Raw genomic sequence first — 18,203 nt, 5'->3', positions numbered from 1 at the left:
GGGTTTCCTCTACCTTGATATCAAACGAGCTGACGGCCCTTGGCGTCGATCGCATTGGCGACCGCCTCGTCCGTGGCTTCGTCCGGCAGCAGCATTTCGTTGTGAGCCTTTCCCGACGGGATCATCGGGAAGCAATTGGCGAGATTGGCGACACGGCAATCGAAAATGACCGGCTTCTTCACGTCGATCATTTCCTGGATTGCGCCGTCCAGATCGTCAGGCTTGTCGCAACGCAGGCCAACGGCGCCGTAGGCTTCGGCGAGCTTGACGAAGTCGGGCATCGCTTCCGTATAGGAGTTCGACAAGCGATTGCCGTGCAGCAACTGCTGCCACTGGCGAACCATGCCCATGTACTGGTTGTTCATGATGAAGATCTTGATCGGCGCTTCGTACTGGATCGCCGTCGACATTTCCTGGATGCACATCTGGATCGAGGCGTCGCCGGCAATGTCGATGACGAGGCTTTCCGGATGCGCGATCTGCACGCCGAGCGCTGCCGGCAGGCCGTAGCCCATGGTGCCGAGGCCGCCCGAAGTCATCCAGCGGTTCGGCTTCTCGAATCCATAGAACTGCGCTGCCCACATCTGGTGTTGGCCGACTTCGGTCGTGATGTAGGTGTCGCGATCCTTGGTCAGCGCATAGAGGCGCTCCAGCGCATATTGCGGCATGATGACATCGTTGTTCTTGGTATAGGCGAAGGAGTTGCGCGCCCGCCAGCGCGTGATATCGGCCCACCAATCGGCGATCTGGCTCTTCTCCGGCTTCTTCGGCAGAGCCCGCCACAAGCGGACCATGTCTTCCAGAACGCTTCCAACATCGCCGCGAATGCCAAGATCGACGCGAACGTTCTTGTTGATAGAGGACGGGTCGATGTCGATATGGATCTTCTTCGAGTTCGGTGAGAAGGCAGTGATGCGGCCGGTAATGCGGTCGTCGAAGCGGGCGCCGATACAGACCATAACGTCGCAGTCATGCATCGCCATGTTCGCCTCGTAGGAGCCGTGCATGCCGAGCATCTTCAGCCAGTTCTTGCCTGATGCCGGATAGGCGCCGAGGCCCATCAGCGTCGAGGTGATCGGGAAATCCGTCAGCTCGACCAACTCGCGCAGAAGCTTGGTCGCCTCGGGGCCGGAGTTGATGACGCCGCCGCCGGTGTAGATGATCGGACGCCGTGCACTCGCCATCATCTCGACCGCCGCATGGATCTGGTTGAGATCACCCTGGATCTTCGGCTGGTAGCTCTTCTGGATCGCATGGGCCGCAGGCGGCGTATAAGTACCGGTGGCAAACTGGACGTCCTTCGGAATGTCGACGAGAACGGGACCCGGGCGGCCCGACTGCGCGATGCGGAAGGCTTCGTGAATGATCGCCGCGAGATCGTTGACGTCCTTGACCAGCCAGTTGTGCTTGGTGCAAGGGCGCGTGATGCCGACCGTATCGGCCTCCTGGAAGGCATCCGAACCGATCAGCGAGGTCGGAACCTGGCCGGTGAGGCAGACGAGCGGGATCGAATCCATCAAGGCGTCCTGCAGCGGCGTGACGGCATTCGTCGCACCCGGACCGGAAGTAACAAGCAAGACACCGACCTTGCCGGTTGAGCGGGCATAGCCTTCGGCCGCATGGCCGGCGCCCTGCTCATGGCGGACGAGAATGTGCTTGATCTCGTCCTGCTGGAAGATCTCGTCGTAGATCGGCAGCACTGCGCCACCCGGATAGCCGAAGATATGCTCGACGCCGTTGTCCTTCAGCGCCTGGAGGACGATCTCCGCTCCCGTCATCCGATTGCCTGCTGCCTGATTGTCCGTGCCCGTCATGTTTCTTTTCCGTTTTGACTGCTGGGATTTGAGTTCTGTGGTCCGGAAGCCCGAATTTCGGGCATAAAAAAAGGCCCCTGAGGGAGCCTGTCATCTAGCGCATGGGTGGCTATCGCCGGATGGTTACACCATCCTGCCCATGCGCTTTCCCACCACGATAAGAGCTACTGCGATTTTCATGGGGCGAAGTGATAGACAGAAAATTTCGCATCGTCAACGCATGCCGCAATAAAAAATCGAGCCCGATCGCACCAGCCGAACGTGTGCCGGAATGATCACCTATCGCAAAAAGACTTTCTTAAACGTTCGCTCATATCCTCCTTTACTATCGCAGGGAGTAGCCCTTTGCTGAACAAGGACTTGCACACGTCAGGCAAGGCAGGCGAGCATGACCGCCGCGATGACCAGACCCCGGGCAACCGGTTTCTCGGCCGCGTTGTTGCGTGCAGCGGGTCTCGCGCAACCATCGCCGCCGTCGCCGAAGCTGGGGGCACGGAGCTTGCCGAACTGTGGTCGGTCGGAAAGCTGATTTCGATCAGCGTTGGCCGAAATCGTGTGGTCGCCATCGTCTACTCCATGAACACCGACAGTCACAGCTGGGGTGAAGGAAAAGACAACCACTTCCAGATCGAGACCGAGTTGCTCGGCGAAGTTCGCGTCGACGAGGACGGTCGCGAGCAGTTCTCGACCGGCATTTCGCGCTATCCCTATCTTGGCGCCATCGCCCACCGCATTCGCGCGAGCGACCTGATGCGGATCTACGATGCCGGCAGCGGAACGACGGCGGTCATCGGCAAGCTCACTCAGGACGAGAGCATCGATGCCGCGATTCATATTCCTTCGATGCTGTCCAAGCACTTCGCCATTGTCGGATCGACCGGCGTCGGCAAGTCGACGGCCGTCTCTCTGCTCCTGCACAAGGCAATCGAGGCAGACCCGAAGCTCCGTGTCCTGATCTTGGACCCGCACAACGAATTCGCGGCCGCTTTCCCAAAACATTCGGTGGTTATCGACACCGACACGCTCGATCTGCCCTTCTGGCTGATGAAACTGGAAGAGTTCGCGGAAGTCGTCTTCCGGGGTCGAACACCCATCCCCGAGGAAGTCGATATTCTGCGCGACTTGTTGCCGGAGGCCAAGCGCGGCTTTCGCGGCAGCGACAACTCGATCGTGCGGCGCACCACCGAGAAAAGCTCGATTACCGCTGATACACCTGTTCCCTATCGCATGGCCGATCTGCTTGCGCTGATCGACGAGCGCATCGGCAGGCTCGAGGGTCGCGACGAAAAGCCTCTACTCAGATCGCTGAAGATGCGCATCGTCGCCGCCATCAACGATCCGCGCTACCACTTCATGTTCTCAAGCAATACGATCAGCGACACCATCATGGAGACGGTGGCGGAAATATTCCGTATCCCCGGCGATAGCAGGCCGATCTGCACCTTCCAGCTATCGGGCATCCCGTCTGAAGTCGTGAACTCGGTTGCCTCGGTCCTCTGCCGTATGGCCTTCGAAATCGCGCTGTGGAGCGACGGCGCCATCCACATGCTCGTCGTCTGCGAAGAGGCACACCGTTACATTCCGTCCGACCCGAATCTCGGCTTCTTCCCGACAAGACAGGCCATCGCCCGCATCGCCAAGGAAGGCCGCAAGTACGGCGTATCGCTCGGGATCATCACGCAGCGCCCCGGCGAACTCGACCAGACGATCCTGTCGCAGTGCTCGACCCTCTTTGCGATGCGCCTTGCCAATGACCGGGACCAGGAGATCATTCGCTCGGCCATCCCGAATTCGTCGATCTCGACGACCAGTTTCATCTCCTCGATCGGAAACGGCGAAGCGATCGCCTTCGGCGAGGCCATCAGCGTGCCGATGCGCATGCGCTTCTCGCGCGTCGATGTGCAGTACCTGCCCAAGGCGAACGGCGCCAGCGTCAAGGTCAGCGAGGAGGATCCTGATAACGTCGACCTGCGCAAGATCGTGACACGCATGCGTGCCGTCGCCGGTCCCGACATCTCGGCATTCCAGCAAAGCTATTCGGCCGCCATCTCTCCCAGCGGTACCTACGAAGACGAAGACAGCTTTGGTGACGACTTCGACGAATTGGTAGCGGCCCCTTCCTACCCGTCGGCCAACATAGCGACAACACCGCCACTGGCCCCGATCGAACCCTATCGCCGCGATATGCTGCCGGGGGCGGGCTCTGCGCGCGAGGCTGCGGCCGCCGCGTCGCCCGCACCACTCGCAGCATCGGAAACATCTATCGACAGCCGCCTCGAAGCCCTGAGGCGCGAAATGCGCGGAGAGCCTTCCTCCGGACCAGGTGACAGACCAACTGCCACGGGCGGCATCCGCCGGGAACCTGGCGTGTCTCTTCGTGACAGCATCCTGAAAAAGCCGCTCAGCAGCCTGAACAACAAGGAATAGCCGACCTCCGAGCGGTTCTACGGGAGGCGCTCCCAGCTTTCGTCCATCTGGTTGCGAAACCAGGTCATCTGTCGCTTGGCGTATTGCCGCGTCGCCGCAGCCCCCCGCTCCAGCACTTCGTCGCGGCTAAGCTCGCCTCTCAACATCGCCGCAATCTGCGAAACGCCGATGGCCTTCATGACCGGCATATCGGGCGGCAGCGAAAGCGAAAGCAGGGTCTTCACCTCGTCCTCAGCCCCCTGCTCCAACATCTTCTCGAACCGACCGTTGATCCGCTGGTGAAGGATGGCCCGATCAGGTGCGACGACGATCTTGCGAGAAGTCGAAGGATCGACGATCACAGGGCCGGTCTGCGCCTGGAAATCGGCAATCGATCGACCCGTCGCCTCGAGGACCTCCAGCGCTCTTACGATCCGCTGCCCATCCTGTGGGCGCAGACTTTCGGCGACCAATGGATCGCGCTCCCGCAGCTGCCGATAGAGTTCGTCGCGTCCTTCCTCCTGCAAGCGCGAACGAAGGCGGTTTCGCACCTCCTCCGGTATTGCAGGCATATCCGAAAGCCCACCGGTCAGCGCCTTGAAGTAGAGGCCCGTTCCGCCCACGAAGATTGGTTTGCGCCCGTCGGCATGAAGGCGCGGCAAAAGCTCGGTGACATCCCGCAGCCAAGCGCCCGTCGAATAGGCCAGCTTCGCCGGGACGTGACCGTAGAGGTAATGCGGCACGCCTTGCATATCCTCGTCCGAGGGTCGCGCGGTCAGCACGCAAAGCGTGTCGTAGACCTGCATGCTGTCGGCGTTGATGACGACGCCATTATGCTGTTTCGCAAACTCGACGGCCAAGGCGGACTTGCCGCTGGCGGTCGGCCCGGTTATCAGGATCGCGTTCACTGCGCTTAGAAGGTTTTCCATCATGGCTCTCGTTGCCACGCTTGTTGCCAATCCGTCAAATCCTGTTCTCACGCCTGTCATTGCCGAGCAGGCATCCGACGCCGTGAATGCTTCCGGCCTATACTGGCTTGCCGATGGCGTTGCCTGCGATATCACGCTGAGAGATGGGACGGACGTGGAAGCCGCCCGCGCCAACATTCTCGCCGTCATCGGCAGCGCTGCGATCGACCTTGTCATCCAGGACGCAGAGACGCGCCGCAAGAGACTGCTGATCGCCGATATGGACTCCACCATGATCGGCCAGGAATGCATCGACGAACTCGCCGCCGAAGTCGGCCTGAAGGAAAGGGTCGCCGCGATTACCGCTCGAGCCATGAATGGTGAGATTGCCTTCGAGCCTGCCCTTCGCGAGCGTGTCGCCCTCTTGAAGGGATTGCCGATATCGGTCGTGGATGAAGTCATTGCCAAGCGCATCACACTGACCCCAGGTGGCCGCGGACTGATCGCCACCATGAAATCCAAGGGGCATTATACGGCGCTGGTCTCCGGCGGCTTTACCGTCTTCACCGGTCCCATCGCAAAGACGCTCGGCTTCGATGAAAACCGGGCGAACGTTCTTCTGGAAGACAACGGCGTTCTCACCGGCTACGTCGCCGAACCTATCCTCGGCAAGCAAGCCAAGGTCGATGCGCTGAACGACATTTCAGAAAAGCTGGGAATTTCACCGAAGGACGCCCTTGCCGTCGGCGACGGTGCAAACGATCTCGGCATGCTTCAACTCGCCGGATCCGGCGTCGCGCTGCACGCCAAGCCGACCGTCGCCGCACAGGCGAAAATACAGATCAATCACGGCGACCTTAGCGCTCTCCTCTATATCCAGGGCTACCGCAAGACCGATTTCGTAACGCCATGACAGTGATCCTAACGACCGATCGCCTGCTTCTGCGCAATTGGACTGACGAGGATCGGCCGCTTTTCCACGAGATCAATTCCGATCCCGAGGTGATGGAATTCTTCGCCGTCCGTCGCGACCGCACCGAGGCAGATTCGATGCTGGATACGATCCGCGATGCCATCGCCGAAACAGGTCTTGGCTTCTATGCAGCGGCTCTGAAGGAAACCAACGAGCCGATCGGCTTTTGCGGCCTCTGGCGACCCGAACTCGAGCCTTTCCTGCCGGCAGGCACCATCGAGGTGGGCTGGCGTCTAGCGAAGAGACATTGGGGCAAGGGCTATGCGACGGAAGCGGGAGCGGCAGCCCTTCGGCGTGGCTTCACCGAGTTCGATCCTCCCGAAATCGTCTCTTTCGCGGTGGCGGACAATCATCGCTCCACCGCCGTCATGCGCCGACTTGGCCTGCATCACGAACCCGCCCGCGATTTCGACCATCCAAGGGTTCCCGACACGCATCCGCAGCTGAAACGCCACGTTCTTTATGCAATCAGCCGTGAGCAATGGAAGCGTGGAATCGGCTGACGCCAATTGTCGTGCGCGACGGAAACCCCGGAAAGACCCGGCGCCGACTGTGATCATCGGCGAAGGCACCACTCAGCAGTTTGTGAAAAGATGGCCGCGCTGCGTCCTGCTATTCCATCGGCACTGCGACGAAGCGCAAGTCACCGTTCGACGACGCGATCATCATCTGTGCGTTGCGCCGGCCTTCCTGCTTAAGCGACTGCACTTTCGCGGCAACCGCCTCGGGCGAGCGCATGAACTCCTGCGCCACCTCAACGATTACATCGCCGGGTTTCAGGCCCTTCTCCGCCGCCAGCGAGCCGGGCGCGACCTCGGCAACCAGCACCCCGTCAACGCTTTCCGCGATCCCGAAGGTCTTGCGCGTCTCGGCGCTGAGCTGCGAAAGCGAGAGGCCGAGCACGTTCTTGGGGTTCGTTGCATCAGGCGTTGCCTGATCCGCCTTGCCCTTGGCATCCGGCATCGGCTGGCTCTGCTGATCATCGGGCTCGTCCATATCCTGGTTCTCATCAGGATCCGGATTGATGATGCCACCCTTGTTCGGATCGGCATCGTTGGAGGCAGCCTGATCGCTGTCCTCAAGCCGACCGAGCTTCACCTTCACGGTCTGCTCCTTGCCATCGCGAAGAACGACGACGTCGACTTCCTTACCGACAGGGCTTTCCGCCACGACGCGCGGCAGATCACGCATCTCGTTGACCGGTTTACCGTCGAATTTCAGGATGACATCGCCCGCCTTGATCGAACCGTCATCGACCGGCCCGCCCTTGATGACGCCGGCAACCAGCGCACCCTTGGCGCTCGAGAGACCGAGGCTATCGGCAACATCGTCGGTCACCGGCTGGATGCGCACACCGAGCCAGCCGCGGCGGGTCTCGCCGAATTCGCGCAACTGCTCGACGACGCCAGCAGCCAATTCCGACGGCACCGAGAAGCCGATACCGATCGATCCGCCGCTCGGAGAAATGATCGCCGTGTTGATGCCGATGACCTCGCCCTTCATGTTGAAGAGCGGACCGCCGGAATTGCCCTTGTTGATCGCCGCATCCGTCTGGATGAAATTGTCGTAGGGGCCGGCGTTGATGTTGCGTCCACGCCCCGAAATAATACCCACGGTTACCGATCCGCCGAAGCCGAACGGATTGCCGATCGCCATGACCCAGTCGCCGATCCGCATCACGCTGGAATCGCCGAACTTGACGGCCGTCAGCGGTGCCTTCGGCTCAACCTTGAGAACCGAAAGGTCAGTCTTCGTATCGGTCCCGATCAGCTTCGCCTTCAGCTTGGTGCCGTCGGCGAAATTGACCTCGATGTCGTCTGCTCCCTCGATCACGTGGTTGTTCGTGACGATGTAGCCTTGCGGATCGATGACGAAGCCGGAACCCAGCGAATTGACGTTGTGGTTGCCGCCCTTGTTGCCCTTCTGCTTGTTGAAGAAGTCGTTGAAGAACTCCTGGAACGGTGAACCGTCGGGCGCGCGCGGCGCCGGGCCGACGCCCTCATCGTCCTTGACATTCTGCGATGTCGAAATGTTCACGACGGCATTGAGAAGCCCTTCGGCGAGATCGGCAACGGATGCCGGACCGTTCAGCGGCGGTGTGGTGCCCTGAGCTTGCACCGAGCCGGTGAAACCAACATTGACCAGAAGTGCGGCGCCGGCCAGGAGAGCGAGCGATCGTCTGAAGGTCGGGCGGGTCGTCGGGGCCATCAAGCATCCTCATTTCAAATAAAACGCACTCTGAGCACCAGCATACGGCGGAATGATGGAGGGCGAAATCACCTTTTCGCGAAATCCCGTGCAATCTATTCGCGGCGCCGCCGCCATCCAATCGCAACATAAAAAAGGGCCGGCAAAACTGCCGGCCCGCACTTGGTTTTCCAGGTTCCGATGCCCCGATCAGTTCGTCGGTGCAGTCGGCATCGCCGGCGGTGGCGCGTTTCTTGGCGCACCGCTTGCGTCGTTGAAGAAGCGGAAGAACTGCGAGTTCGGAGAGATCACCAGCGTGGTGTCCTGCGACGTCAGTGCCGTGGAATAAGCGGCCATAGAACGATAGAACTCGAAGAATGCCGGATCCTTGCTGAAGGCATCCGCAAACAACCTGTTGCGCTCGGCGTCACCTTGACCGCGGAGGATCTCGGAATCGCGCTGCGCCTCGGCAGTGATCTCAACGACCTGCCTGTCTGCGATAGCCCGGCGACGCTGGCCCTCTTCCGTACCCTGCGCGCGCAGGAGTTCAGCTTCGGCAAGGCGCTCGGCGCGCATGCGGTCATAGGTCTTCGGCGCAACTTCGCGCGTCAGATCCGTACGGCGGATGCGAACGTCCTGAATGTTGAGGCCCAGGTCCTCGGCATCGCGATGCAGATCGTCGCGCACCTCGAGCATCATTGCCACGCGCTCTTCCGACAGCGCGGCATCGAAGTCGCGCAGACCGTAGACACGGCGAAGTGAGGAATCGAGCTGCGTGCGAAGGCGCGCCTCCGCGGCCTCGCGATCGCCCGACACGGTTTCGCGAAACTTGCGCACGTCCCTGATGTCATAGACCACGAAAGCATCGACATCGAAGGTCGCACCACCGCGAACCTGGACACGAATGTTGTCAAGGTCGAAGCGAAGGGCCTGCCTTTCGACGATCTGGACGCGATCGGCATCCATGAAGGCGAATGGCAGCTTGAAGTATATGCCCGGCTCGGTCTTCACCGACTGGATCTGACCGAAGCGGACCACGATTGCCTGCTCGCGCGCGTTCACAACGAAGACCGACGAATAGAGCGCGATCAAGACGACGGCGAGAAGGCCTAGGATGAGAGGAAGCCTGTTCGATGTCATGGCTCAACCTCCCTGCTGTGCCGGTTTGCCGATCTCGTTGAGCGGCAGATAGGGCACAACCCCCTGCTTCTCATCGATCACGACCTTCTTGGAGTTCTTCAGAACCTGCTCCATCGTTTCGAGGAAAAGGCGTGTCCGGGTTACGTCCGGCGCCTTCGCGTACTGTTCGTTAATGAACGAGAAGCGCTGGGCCTCACCTTCGGCCTCCTTGACGACGCGGTCCTTGTAGGCCGCTGCCGCTTCGCGGATCTGGGCCGCGTCACCGCGCGCCTGACCGAGCTTCTGGTTGGCGTATTGATTGGCCTCTTCGACGAGCCGCTGCTTGTCCTGGTCGGCGCGCTGCACTTCTTCGAAGGCATCGGCAACTTCGCGTGGCGGCGCCACGTCCTGGATCGTCACGGCACCGATGGAGATACCAGCCCGGTAACGGTCCATCGTCCCCTGGACGATGTTGGCGACTTCGGTCTCGATCGGCTGACGATTGTCACGGAACGCGTCCTGGGCCGGACGGCGACCAACGACTTCGCGCATGGCGCTCTCAGCGACCTGCTGGAGGGTCTCGGCCGGATTCTCGACGTTGAAGAGATAGGCCTTCGGATCGCTAACCGTGAAGAACACGGAGAACTGGACGTTCAGGATGTTCTGGTCGCCGGAAAGCATCAGCCCGCTTGACGAAGAGGCGGACGTCGATGCCGCGCCGATGTTCTGCTGCTGCATCGTCACCTTGACGATCTCGACGGTCTCCATCGGCCACAGGTGGAAGTGCAGGCCAGGCGTGGAAATCTCTTCCTTGGGACGACCGAAACGCAATTCGACGCCGCGCTCGTCCGGCTGGACGATGTAGATGCACTGGAAGAGCCAGAACACCACAAGAATCGCCGCCGCAATGACGAGGACGCCACCGTTCAACCCGCCGGGCACTATGTTACGAAGCTGATCCTGGCCGCGCCTGATGATGTCTTCGAGATCAGGCGGCCCGCCCTTGCCACCGCCGCCACCGCGCGGGCGATTAGGCCCTTGCCCCCATGGTCCCTGATTGTTACCGCCGCCACCGCCCCAAGGGCCGCCGCCGCCATTCTGATTGCTCCAGGGCATCAAAACCTCGTTATTCGTTAAACTCACGACCGCCTACTCCACGGGGGCGGCGGACGTAGGCAGTCGTGACCGTTATAGGTATCGCCGCATCTGCTTTCAACGCAGCATGAGGAACTTGGCAATATTTATTGGAAAATAGTTGGTTTTCAGCGCTTAGCGCCTGTCGTAGACCACGAATTTCGTGGGATAGCTATCCTTGTCGCCTGCCGGCACCTCAATCGTCTCCGTCGCCCTCCAAAGCGTGGGGTCAATCGTGGGAAACGACGTGTCACCGTCAACGGATGTTTCGACATGCGTCACGCACAATCGATCGGCGAGATCGAGCGCCTGCGTATAGATCTGCCCACCGCCGATGATGCAGATTTCGTCCTCGCCGCTCCGTTTCGCAATGTCCTCGGCAAGACCGATGGCTTCGGTCAGGGATCGGGCCATACGCACATCCGGATGGTCTATTGCAGCGGCCTGTCGGGAGATCACGACATTGGCCCGCCCCGGCAACGGTTTTCCGATCGATTCATAAGTCTTCCGGCCCATGATGACGGACTTACCGAGCGTTAGAGCCTTGAACCGCTTGAGATCCGTGGATAGCCGCCATGGCATGTCCCCGTCCCGCCCGATGATGCCGTTCTCGGAAACGGCAACCACGATGGTCTTTCGAATTTCTGACATCAAGCTCTCCGATCAGGCCACGATCGACGCATTGGCGCCGGCGCCGGCTTCGTGGCCGGGCGCACCGTCTGCGCCATTATTTTTTCTGGGTACTCGGTACACTTGATTGAGCCTTCGTTCGGAGGTGTCGGGATCGATTCGATAGTGTCATAAAATCGTTGGCGTGGTCTAAACTTTCCTCCGGATATCCCGAGGAAGTTAGGATGGCATCGTATCGATTGTGATCGGTCTCGCCATTGCTCACATCAATGTTCCAGTCACCTAGGCGGCTGTTCGGACGCAATAGCCTGATCGCAGCCTGTGCCATCAAACGCCGGGCTCTCCTCAAACCGTGTCGAGGTCGTAGATGCGGCCCGTCAGCCATGCCGGCCAGTCGCGCTCGAAAAACGACTTGGCACCCTCGTCGAACTTGCGGTTTGGGCGAGTGGCTATCCGCATCGCGTCGCCTTCCAGTCGGACGACGATCTGCTCCTCGCGATGGGCGTCGCGCTCTTTCCGGAAGCGAAACTCCTCCAGCGGGCCGGCATTGGAAAGCGGAAGCGACTCTCCCGTAGTATCGCATATCGCGCGCGCACCACGGCTCCCGCCGCCGTTTCGAATGAAATAATCCAACGCGGCCAACACGGCTTCCGAGGCGAGCGCCATCTGCCGCCATTGAAGTGCCCGCCCTGCCTCGGCAGCGCGCTCGTAGGCAATGCCCTTGGCCCGAATTTCGGCATTGAGCCGCCGCGCCTCGACCAAGGCCGAGGCCACGCTTTCGCCGTCGCAGATCAGGCCAGCCTTGTCGCTCATCCGCGCCTGAACTTCCGTACGGATTGCCTTTGCGGCCAGCGGCCTGTCGCCCTTCAGCATCCCCAGCAGCTCGAAGATGCCGGCGCCTGCGACAACCCGCAGGTCGCTCGAGAGAGCCTTCTTAGCCCTGCCACTTGCGCCGATATGCTCGGCAACGCGCGTCCCAAAGACCTGCCCCGCATTCAAGGCCGCGCCTCCTGGTCTCGTCACTCCGTGCGTACCCGCCGCCTCGCCGACCGCGTAGCACCCCGCGAGACTGCTGCGCCCCCAGGTGTCAACCATGATGCCGCCATTCATGTGCTGGTTGTTGACGGCAAACTCCAGCGGGGCTGCAGCAATATCGACCTTGTAGCGGCGATAAAGTTCGATCGCGAGCGGGTTCATATGGCGAAGACGATGGATCGGCAGATCCTGGGTCGCCGCCGCATTCCCAAGATAGCGCTTCACAACGTCATCGAGGCGCTCGAGATCGAAAGGCAGGTCGCCTGGCACCGGGAGCGGGTTCCGATTGAAGTCCATGAACACGCGCCGACCGGCCGCAGTTTCGCGATAGATCGCGAGGTCGACGAGGCTCGAACCGAAGTCGAGCATCCTCGTGGAGTGGAACGGCCACTGGTATCCCTTGCGGAAGACGTTCGACGCCAGTTCCTGCGTGGTCCGGTAGTATTCGGCGAGGAAGTGATGCTCTGTGCCCTCGGCATCGACGGAATAGATGTGCGGTATGGCCTGGACGTACGTCCCAGACAGGTTCCAGGGAAAGCCTTCCCGGCGCGTTCCAATGCCGAACTGGCTCTCGGTCAGGTTCACCAGGTCGACGCCTGCCTCGAGCGCCAGCCCAAGCGAACCGAAACAGCCGTTCGGATAGACGCTGTCGCGGTAGAGCTCGCCCGGTCCGCCCGCGGCAAGGACGATCACCTCCGTGGCGAACAACGCGACGCCGAGCGGATTGGTCTCGGTCCGGTCGTTTGCCCGAACGGCGAGAACGCCGACCACCCGCCGGCTTCCCTGCTCGCCTTCCGTCAGGATCTTGACGGCGGTCGTATGGTTATAGAACGGGATGTCGAGCCGGATGGCTTCCTCGGCCAGAACCTTGACCATGAGCCTCGAGGTGCGCGGACCGCAGCTCGTTGCCCTTCCCACTTCGTCGTGGTCGGTTTGATAGCGGAGGGTGCCACCGAGCGGCTCCTGCGGCAGCGGCAGTCCAAGGAACTGCAGGGACGCCATCATTCGGCCCGATCCGACGGCCTCGACATAGGCCGTGTCCTCGTCCATCGCGCCGCCGGCCCGGATCGCCCGTGCCATCGCCTTGTAATTGTCGCCCTGATCCGCGGTATTCGCCGTATGGAGCGTCTGCTTGTCCGATCCGGAACAGGCTGAGGTCCCACCCCATGCACTTTGGCTCATGATTGCGACGTCGTCTCCACGGCGATTGAGCTCCACGGCGGCCCGCAGTCCCGCTGCCCCCGATCCAACGACGACGCATCCCGCCCTGTAGACAGGCACGTCGATACCCGCGAGCCGAATGGTCTCCGAGGGTGCGGCTTCCTGCGCCAACCGAGGCATGTCGACGTCAGTCAGGGCGTCGAGGATGTGCTGCGGGACATCGATGGTCATTGGACTGGTCCTTGGGATCTTCGTGCGATCAAACAAGCGGGATGTCGACCCAGCGCCTCAGGCGCGAAGACTCCATGCACGCGTCGACGATCTGGCAGATGTGATGGCCGTCCTCGAACGTCGGCCACATGGGAGTCTTGGTAGTAATCGATTTCACCACCTCGGCGGCTTCGATGATCTTGCTCTCGTTGTAGCCGAGTGCGAAGTTCGGAAGCGGCAGGAATGCCCTGAAGGTTGAGTTTTCCGGGCCTACGTCGATTTCGCGAAATCCGCTCCGGCCGGTGCGGTCGTCGTTCGTGTAGAAGCGGAGCCGATTCACCTCATCATAGGTGTAGGCGATGCTGCCCTTGGTTCCGTAGATTTCGTAGGTCTGCATGAACTTGCGGCCAGTGGCGACACGACTGAAGTCGACGATACCGGCTGCGCCATTCTCGAAGCGGCAAAGGAGGTTCGTGGCATCGGGATTGGTGATGTCAGCCCACGTCTCGTCGCCCTTGAGCTTGACCTGTTCGCCGTAGGCAAGCCCCTCGACAACAGGGCGTTTGGGAGTGACGATCAGGTTGTCGGCAATCAGCGAGCTGACGCGGCCGACGAGAAACTCCATGAAGCTGAAGATGTGCGACCCGGTGTCGCCGACGATGCCCGTCGGAGCAAGCTTTCCGTCGGCGCGCCACATGAAGGGCGTCATGGGATCGCCATACATGTCTACATGCTGGCAGCCCTTGAACATCTTGATCTCGCCGATCTCGCCCGCCTCGATGATCTCCTTGGCGAGGTCATGGACTGGGTTACGAGGAAACGCATGGCCAACGCGGGTGATGACGCCCTTTTCCCTGGCGATGTCGGCAAGTTCGCGAGCCTCAGCGGCGGTGTTTGCCAACGGCTTCTCGCAGTAGACGTGCTTGCCTGCGATCAGGGCGGCTTTGGCCACCTCGTAGTGCAGGCTGTCGGGCAGGCAGATGTCGATGAGATCGACGTCCGGGTCGGTTACCGCCTGCTTCCAGTCCTGCAGGATCTTGGCGCCGGGAGCTCGTCTGGCAAGATCTTCCGCAGCCTTCGGATTGGCCTCGACGATGGCGACCACGCGCGCGGTCCCGCCGGACACCCCCAGGAAATGAGGAAACGTCTGGTAGGCCATGGTATGAACCTTGCCCATCCAGCCGGAGCCGCCCAGCACGGCTACCCTGACTTCGGCCATTATGAAAACTCCCCTGAAAGCCGGTCCGTTCATGACCGGTCACTGCTGTTTCAACTGTTCCGCGTTGTCGCGCAGGCGTGACGTGTTTTGCCGTCCTACCGAACGCCGGCCCGAGCCCTCGGACGCGTATCGTTGCGCTCGTACGAGAAGATCGTCGATGGAAGCGGTGGCAGGCCGCGGATGAGATCCGATCCCTTTTCGCCAACCATGATGGTCGGAGCGTTGGTGTTGCACGAGGGAATCCTTGGCATGACCGAGGAATCGCAGACGCGCAGCCCCTCGAGACCATGGACCCTGAGATCGAGGCCGACGACGGCGTCCGGGCCTGTCCCCATCTTGCAAGTGCCGACGGGATGGTGGTCGGTCTTGGCATTCGCGCAGCCATACTCGATGAGCTGCTCATCGGTCATGATCTTCGGACCGGGAAGACGTTCAGCCAGAACGTAGGGCTTGAGCGCCGCCTGCTGCATGATCTCGCGAGCGATCTTCAGGCCCTCGAGCGACATCTTCTTGTCGCGCGGGTCCGACCAGTAGTTCGGATCGATCAGCGGTGCCGCTGCGGGATCGGACGAAGACAGGCGGACCGTGCCGCGCGATCTCGGGTGGAGATACGCGGAGTTGAGCGTGACGCCCGCGTTCCTCAGGCGCTCGACCCCAGCCTCGATGCCGGATCCCAGGCCGAGGTGGAACTGGATGTCGGGCGAACGGGCGTCCGGATCGGCGTACCAGAAACCGCCAGTTTCGAAGAGAGATGAAGCCACCGGCCCCGTGCGGAAGAGCACGTACTCCATCCCGGCCCACAGGGTGCGGTGCAGCTTCGCGACGCCGTCATATGTGTGGTCTCCGGTGCATTCGGAGATGACGAAGAGATCGAGGTGATCCTGCAGGTTGCCGCCAACGCCCGGAAGATCATGGAGCACCTTTACACCTACGGCACGCAGGTGGTCGGCAGGACCAACGCCCGACTGAAGAAGCAGCTTCGGCGAACCGATCGCGCCCGAGGAAACAAGCACTTCACGCTCGGCGCGAATGACCTCCGGACCGTTTCCGCTTGCTATCTCGACGCCGACGGCACGATTGCCTTCCAGGACGATGCGCGAGACGCGCGCGCCGGTGCGCACCTTTAGGTTCTTGCGATTCTTGATCGGCGAGATGTAGGCCATGGATGCCGAGGAGCGGCGATGGTCGCGCTGCGTAACCTGGTAGAAGCCGATACCCGCCTGCTGGCGGCCGTTGAAGTCGGGGTTGTAGGGAATACCAAGCTCCTGCCCCGCGCGGATATACGCGTCGCAAATGGGCAGAGGTGCGGCCGGCATGGATACGCCGAGCGGACCACCATAGGAATGATAGTCGTCCGAGAAGCGCTGATTGTCTTCAGCGCGCTTGAAGTAAGGGAGTATCGCGCGATAGTCCCAGCCTTCGCAACCGTCTTCGCTTGCCCAGAGATCATAGTCGGCCGCATTGCCGCGGGTGTAGAGCTGGGCGTTGATCGACGAACCGCCGCCGATCACCTTCGCCTGCGTGTAGCGCAGCACCCTGCCGTTCATGTGTTTCTGCGGAACCGTCTCCCAGCCCCAACTGGCGACGCCCTTCGTCATCTTCGCGAAGCCCGCCGGCATGTGGAACAGCGGGTTCCAATCGCCGCCGCCGGCTTCAAGCAGCAGCACCTTGACGTTCGGGTCTTCGCTCAGCCGGTTTGCAAGCACGCATCCGGCCGGACCAGCTCCCGTGATGATGTAGTCGAAACGCATTTTGCTAATCCTGTTGGATGCGAGAGAACAATGGGCCGACTTGCAAATCCTGCGATGCGATATGGTCGGCCACGCGCAGCGCCTGGCTCGCCACCGTGAGTGCGGGATTTACCGCAGCCGACGTCGGCAGGAAGCTGGCGTCCACGACGAAGAGGTTCCGGTGATCATAGGCGCGGCAGTATGGGTCGAGCGGCGCGTTCGCCGGGTCATTCCCGATCCTGACGGTGCCGCACTGGTGCGACGGCGTGCGCTTGTCGAAGGGCTTTGAAAGGACGATCGGGAATCCAATCGACTTGAGTACCGCCTTCAGCTTCGCGACAAGCGCGAGATGCGCGTCCCAATTCGTTCGCTGCCACTGCAGCACGATGCGGTCGCCGTCGACCATCACACGGCTTTCCGGGTTCGGCACGTCCTCGCTCATCGCATAGAAGTCGATCGCGTGGCTTGTCATGGTGTGCAACAGCCATTCCGGAGCCCAGGGCAGCGACCCCTTCAGTACCTTCGCCGAAATCCTGCCCAGCAACTGCACGTTCCCCAACGGCGGGCCGCCGCTTCCATCGGACAGATAGAAATCGTTGAATCCGAACGTCTTCTGGTAAATCGACGTGTTTCGGTAGGTGGGCGAAACCGCGATCACGGCCGAGGAATTATGATTCATGAAGTTCCGCCCGACCTGATCGGAGGAATTCGCGAGCCCATTCTTGTGACGCGCATCGGCCGAGCGCAACAGCAGGACAGCGGACTGAACGGCGCCCGCCGAGAGAATGACGAGCTTCGGAGCAACGGTAAGGTCCTCACCGTTCTTGCGGTAATAGACGCGCTCGATCCTGCCATTCTCGCCCGCCTCGAGCTTCGTGACCTTCGCGTTCGTCTCAAGGCGGACGTTCGGATACTCCAGAGCCTTGAGGAGGGCAGCCGTCTCGGCGTCCATCTTTCCATCGCGGGAATTGGGATGCGCGTCCCAGGGCGTTCTCGCCTTCGACAGCCAGGCGTCGATATCCACTCCCAATGGCAGCGAGAACGGATGCAGGCCCTTGGCCTTCAGCCGCGCCCTGACATCGGCAATCGGCGGTTCGTCGGGAACCGGTGGGTAAGCGTAGTTGCCCGAGTGAACGGGCTCTGTCGGGTCATCTCCCAGATTTCCCCGAACCTCGTACAGACTTTCCGCGCGGCTGTACCAAGGTTCCAAAACCTCGTAGGGAAACGGCCACGCGGGCGACACCCCTTCCCCATGTTGCATCTCCTCGAAATCCTCCCGGCGATAGCGCGAGAGCACGGCGCCGTAGAATTTCGAGTTGCCGCCGACATTGTAGTAGTTGCCCGGATTGAAGCCGGTGCCGTCGGCTTCGTACCAGGTTTCCTTCGGCCGAAAATGGCCGCACTGAAAGATCGCGCGTTGATCCCGGTTCTCAGGACGATCGGCGATGAAATCACCCGCTTCGAGGACCAGGATATCGGCGCCAGTCGCCGCCAGTCCGGCGGCGACCGTGGAGCCGCCCACGCCCGAGCCGATGATGACGATATCAGGAGAGCTGTTCATGTTTGGAATCCTGGCTCCTGGTTTAAGCGATGCGGGTTTGGCTTTGCGGATCGAAGAACACGGCCTTGTCGAGGTTGAAGGCGAGGCGGGCGTGCTGGCCGGCCTGGATGCGGGCG

The 18,203-nt window shown here is 61.2% G+C and carries 13 protein-coding genes; 3 read left to right on the top strand and 10 right to left on the bottom strand.

The features are described from left to right. Nucleotides 1–20: 20 nt before the first annotated feature. Nucleotides 21–1,814, bottom strand: coding sequence for an acetolactate synthase 3 large subunit (locus tag IB248_RS25265; protein WP_018858673.1), 1,794 nt, complete (start codon nucleotides 1,812–1,814; stop codon nucleotides 21–23). Between the two features lie 345 nt (nucleotides 1,815–2,159). Here IB248_RS25265 and IB248_RS25260 point away from each other — a divergent pair, with 345 nt between their 5' ends. Beyond that, nucleotides 2,160–4,241: an ATP-binding protein gene (locus IB248_RS25260; RefSeq protein WP_169683745.1), complete on the top strand. Its 2,082-nt coding sequence runs from the start codon at nucleotides 2,160–2,162 to the stop codon at nucleotides 4,239–4,241. Nucleotides 4,242–4,258: 17 nt separating this feature from the next. On the opposite strand, the gene miaA is transcribed toward IB248_RS25260, so the two are convergent. Beyond that, nucleotides 4,259–5,152 (bottom strand): tRNA (adenosine(37)-N6)-dimethylallyltransferase MiaA, encoded by an 894-nt coding sequence (gene miaA / locus IB248_RS25255; protein ID WP_169683758.1) that lies wholly within the window; start codon nucleotides 5,150–5,152, stop codon nucleotides 4,259–4,261. Here miaA and serB point away from each other — a divergent pair. Both serB and IB248_RS25245 read left to right on the top strand, forming a co-directional pair. Then, the gene (gene serB, locus IB248_RS25250) at nucleotides 5,151–6,041 is read left to right on the top strand and encodes a phosphoserine phosphatase SerB (RefSeq protein ID WP_169683744.1); all 891 of its coding nucleotides are present in this window, start codon (nucleotides 5,151–5,153) and stop codon (nucleotides 6,039–6,041) included. The genes miaA and serB overlap by 2 nt on opposite strands. Next, nucleotides 6,038–6,604, top strand: a complete 567-nt coding sequence (locus IB248_RS25245; RefSeq protein WP_018858677.1) for a GNAT family N-acetyltransferase — start codon at nucleotides 6,038–6,040, stop codon at nucleotides 6,602–6,604. Before serB ends, IB248_RS25245 begins: the two co-directional genes overlap by 4 nt. Before the next feature lie 109 nt (nucleotides 6,605–6,713). Here the strand turns inward: IB248_RS25245 and IB248_RS25240 are convergent, their stop codons facing one another. The 8 genes from IB248_RS25240 to IB248_RS25205 form a co-directional block, all read right to left on the bottom strand. Beyond that, nucleotides 6,714–8,309 (bottom strand): DegQ family serine endoprotease, encoded by a 1,596-nt coding sequence (locus tag IB248_RS25240; RefSeq protein WP_018858678.1) that lies wholly within the window; start codon nucleotides 8,307–8,309, stop codon nucleotides 6,714–6,716. A 189-nt stretch (nucleotides 8,310–8,498) separates the two neighbouring features. Continuing rightward, nucleotides 8,499–9,428: a protease modulator HflC gene (locus tag IB248_RS25235; RefSeq protein WP_018858679.1), complete on the bottom strand. Its 930-nt coding sequence runs from the start codon at nucleotides 9,426–9,428 to the stop codon at nucleotides 8,499–8,501. A gap of 3 nt (nucleotides 9,429–9,431) precedes the next feature. After that, nucleotides 9,432–10,523 carry an FtsH protease activity modulator HflK gene (gene hflK / locus IB248_RS25230; protein WP_018858680.1) on the bottom strand — a complete coding sequence of 364 codons (1,092 nt, stop codon included), beginning with the start codon at nucleotides 10,521–10,523 and terminating at the stop codon, nucleotides 9,432–9,434. A gap of 153 nt (nucleotides 10,524–10,676) precedes the next feature. After that, the gene (locus IB248_RS25225) at nucleotides 10,677–11,192 is read right to left on the bottom strand and encodes a dihydrofolate reductase (RefSeq protein WP_029792761.1); all 516 of its coding nucleotides are present in this window, start codon (nucleotides 11,190–11,192) and stop codon (nucleotides 10,677–10,679) included. 324 nt (nucleotides 11,193–11,516) lie between these two features. Next, nucleotides 11,517–13,598 carry an FAD-binding protein gene (locus tag IB248_RS25220; protein WP_018858682.1) on the bottom strand — a complete coding sequence of 694 codons (2,082 nt, stop codon included), beginning with the start codon at nucleotides 13,596–13,598 and terminating at the stop codon, nucleotides 11,517–11,519. A 28-nt stretch (nucleotides 13,599–13,626) separates the two neighbouring features. After that, nucleotides 13,627–14,796, bottom strand: a complete 1,170-nt coding sequence (locus IB248_RS25215) for a Gfo/Idh/MocA family oxidoreductase (protein WP_018858683.1) — start codon at nucleotides 14,794–14,796, stop codon at nucleotides 13,627–13,629. 95 nt (nucleotides 14,797–14,891) lie between these two features. Beyond that, nucleotides 14,892–16,547 (bottom strand): GMC family oxidoreductase N-terminal domain-containing protein, encoded by a 1,656-nt coding sequence (locus IB248_RS25210; protein WP_169683743.1) that lies wholly within the window; start codon nucleotides 16,545–16,547, stop codon nucleotides 14,892–14,894. Between the two features lie 4 nt (nucleotides 16,548–16,551). Next, nucleotides 16,552–18,087: a GMC family oxidoreductase gene (locus tag IB248_RS25205; protein WP_029792364.1), complete on the bottom strand. Its 1,536-nt coding sequence runs from the start codon at nucleotides 18,085–18,087 to the stop codon at nucleotides 16,552–16,554. Between the last annotated feature and the right edge of the window lie 116 nt (nucleotides 18,088–18,203).

This window comes from Rhizobium sp. RHZ01, from assembly GCF_014851595.1.
In the GTDB taxonomy this organism is placed as follows: domain Bacteria; phylum Pseudomonadota; class Alphaproteobacteria; order Rhizobiales; family Rhizobiaceae; genus Rhizobium; species Rhizobium altiplani.
This window is presented reverse-complemented; position numbering and strand designations above follow the sequence as displayed.